Raw genomic sequence first — 2,826 nt, forward strand, 5'->3', positions numbered from 1 at the left:
CGACAGGGGGCTGCGGGGCGGGGCGGTAAGGGCGGTGTCAGCCATCGCGGCGGGCTCCCTCGGGGTCGTAGAGGACGGGGCTCGCGACGGTCACCGGGACCAGCCGGTCACCGACGGGGGCGTAGAGGCGCTCACCGATGCGCTCGCGTCCGCCCTTGACCAGGGCGAGCGCGAAGGTCCGGCCGAGGGCCGCGCTGCGGTAGCTGGAGGTGACGTGGCCGAGCATCGGGACGGGGGGCGCCGGCAGCACGCTTTCGGCGACCAGGTGGGTGCCCTCGGGGAGGAACGTGCCCGGGTCCTCCGGGAGCAGGCCGACCAGATGCTTGCGGTCGGGACGGACGGTGTCGGCACGGGCGAAGGAACGCTTGCCGATGAAGTCGGGCTTCTTCTTCGACACCGCCCAGCTCATGCCGAGATCCTGCGGTGTCACCGTGCCGTCGGTGTCCTGGCCGACGATCGGATAGCCCTTCTCCGCGCGCAGGACGTGCATGGTCTCGGTGCCGTACGGGGTGATGCCGTGCGGGGCGCCCGCCTCGTACAGCGCCTCCCACAGGGCGAGGGCCTGCCACGGCGACACGTTGATCTCGTAGGCGAGTTCGCCGGAGAAGCTGATCCGGCACACCCGGGCGCCGATGCCCGCGACGGTCGTGTCCCGCCAGGCCATGAACGGGAAGTCGTCGTTGGCCACGGCCAGTTGCGGGGCGAGTGAGCCGAGCACCTCGCGGGACTTCGGGCCGACCAGGGCGACGGTGGCCCACTGCTCGGTCACGGAGGTGCAGTGGACCTTCAGCTCGGGCCACTCCGTCTGGAGCCACTCCTCCATCCAGTCCAGCACGGCCGCCGCGTTGCCGGTCGTGGTGGTGACCAGGTAGCGGTCCCGGTCGAGGCGGATGACGGTGCCGTCGTCGAAGACCATTCCGTCCGGGCGGCACATCACGCCGTAGCGGATCATGCCGACCTTCAGGGTGCTCATCATGTTGGTGTAGAGCAGGTCGAGGAAGACGGCGGCGTCCGGGCCCTGGACGTCGATCTTGCCGAGGGTGGAGGCGTCCATGAAGGCGACGCCCTCGCGGGCGGCGGCGCATTCGCGCAGCACGGCCCTCTCCATGCTCTCGCCGTCGCGCGGGTAGTACCAGGGCCGCTTCCACTGGCCGACGTTCTCGAAGAGAGCGCCGTGTGCGACATGCCACGTGTGCAGGGCCGTCGTGCGGACCGGGTCGCTCAGGACGCCGCGGTGGCGGCCGGCGAGGGCGGCGAAGGAGACCGGGGTGTACGGGGGCCGGAACGTGGTCGTGCCGAGCGCCGAGATGTCCACGCCGAGCAGCTCGGCGACGACGCCGCTGGCCAGGACGCCGGAGGTCTTGCCCTGGTCGTTGGCCGTGCCGGCCGTGGTGTAGCGCTTGGTGTGCTCCACCGAGCGCATTCCGGCGCCGGTCGCCCGGGCGAGGTCGTCGACGGTGACGTCGCGTTGGAGGTCGACGAAACGCGGCGCGCCTTCCCGGCCGGGGACGGTGAAGACCCGCATGGGCGGCGTCTGCGGCTGTGTCACCACGTGTGGCAGGCGGGGCGCCTGCGAGGTGTAGCCCTCGGCCTCGATGGCGCGGGCTCCCGCGGCCGCCCCCTGCGCCAGGACTCGCGCGAGGTCGAGGACGCCGCTCGCGGCGCCCGCGACCTCGACGGCCTGACGGCAGATGTCGGGGACGAAGCTGCCGAGCTCCTCGTCATGGCGGAGCTTGCCGCCCGCCTGACTGAACAGGTGCGCGACCGGGTTCCAGCCGCCGGAGACCAGGAGCAGGTCGGCGGCGAAGTCCCGTCGCCCTGTCGTCTCCCCGTACGGGGCGACGGTCACGGCCGTGAGACGGGGGGCGCCTTCCGTGGCGGTGACGGCGTGGCCCGCCAGCACCTCGATGCCGGCCCGGCGGGCGCGTTCGGCCCACTCCCCCGGCTCGGGACGGGTGTCGACCACGGCCTCGACGGCGACGCCCGCCGAGGCCAGGTCCATCGCCACCGCGTACGCGCTGTCGTTGGTCGTGAAGACCACCGCGTGGCGGCCTGGCAGGACGCCGTGGCGGTTGACGTAGGCGCGGGCCGAGGAGGCCAGCATCACTCCGGGACGGTCGTTGTCCGCGAAGGCCAACGAGCGCTCGTGTGCGCCGGTGGCGAGGACGACGCGGCGGGCCCGGATACGGTGGACGCGCTCCCGGGAGACGTTCTCGGGAGCCCCGGCACCGAGGTGGTTGGTGCGGCGCTCCACGGCGAGCAGGTGGTTGTCGTCGTAGTAGCCGAAGACCGTGGTGCGGCGCAGGACCCGCACGTCGGGGGCGGCGTCGAGCCGGGCGGTCGTCGCGGCCACCCAGTCGAGGTGTTCGGCGGTGCCGAGGAGGCTGCCGCCGGGGTCCGGCTGGTCGTCGGCGAGGATGACGCGGGCGCCCGATCGGGCGGCGGCCGCCGCTGCGGCGAGCCCGGCCGGGCCCGCGCCGACGACCAGGAGGTCGCAGTGGGTGTGCACGGCGTCATAGCGAGCGGGGTCCGGTTCGGTGGCGAGGCGGCCCTGGCCGGGGAGGCTGGTGGCGACGAGGCCGTCGTAGAGCTCGACGGTCGTGGCCGGGAGCATGGGCTCGGGGAACGGCTCCTCGATCTGGATGAGCGCGTTGGGTTCCTCGACGCCGGCCGAGAAGATGCCGCGGGGGCGGCCCAGCTTGATGCTGGTGCCGGTCTGGATGACGCCGTTGGCGAGAAGCGCGGAGGCGAGGGTGTCACCCCTGTAGCCCTGGTATTCGGTGCCGTCGAAGGTGAAGGTGAGGGGCCTGTGTCTTATACACATCT

The 2,826-nt window shown here is 72.7% G+C and carries 1 protein-coding gene; it reads right to left on the reverse strand.

The features are described from left to right. Positions 1-37 precede the first annotated feature (37 nt). Positions 38-2,826, reverse strand: a 2,789-nt coding sequence (locus tag C1J00_RS41425) for a sarcosine oxidase subunit alpha family protein (RefSeq protein WP_102913978.1), incomplete at its 5' end; no start/stop codon positions are given.

The sequence above is a fragment of the Streptomyces cahuitamycinicus genome (assembly GCF_002891435.1).
Classification (GTDB): Bacteria; Actinomycetota; Actinomycetes; order Streptomycetales; family Streptomycetaceae; genus Streptomyces; species Streptomyces cahuitamycinicus.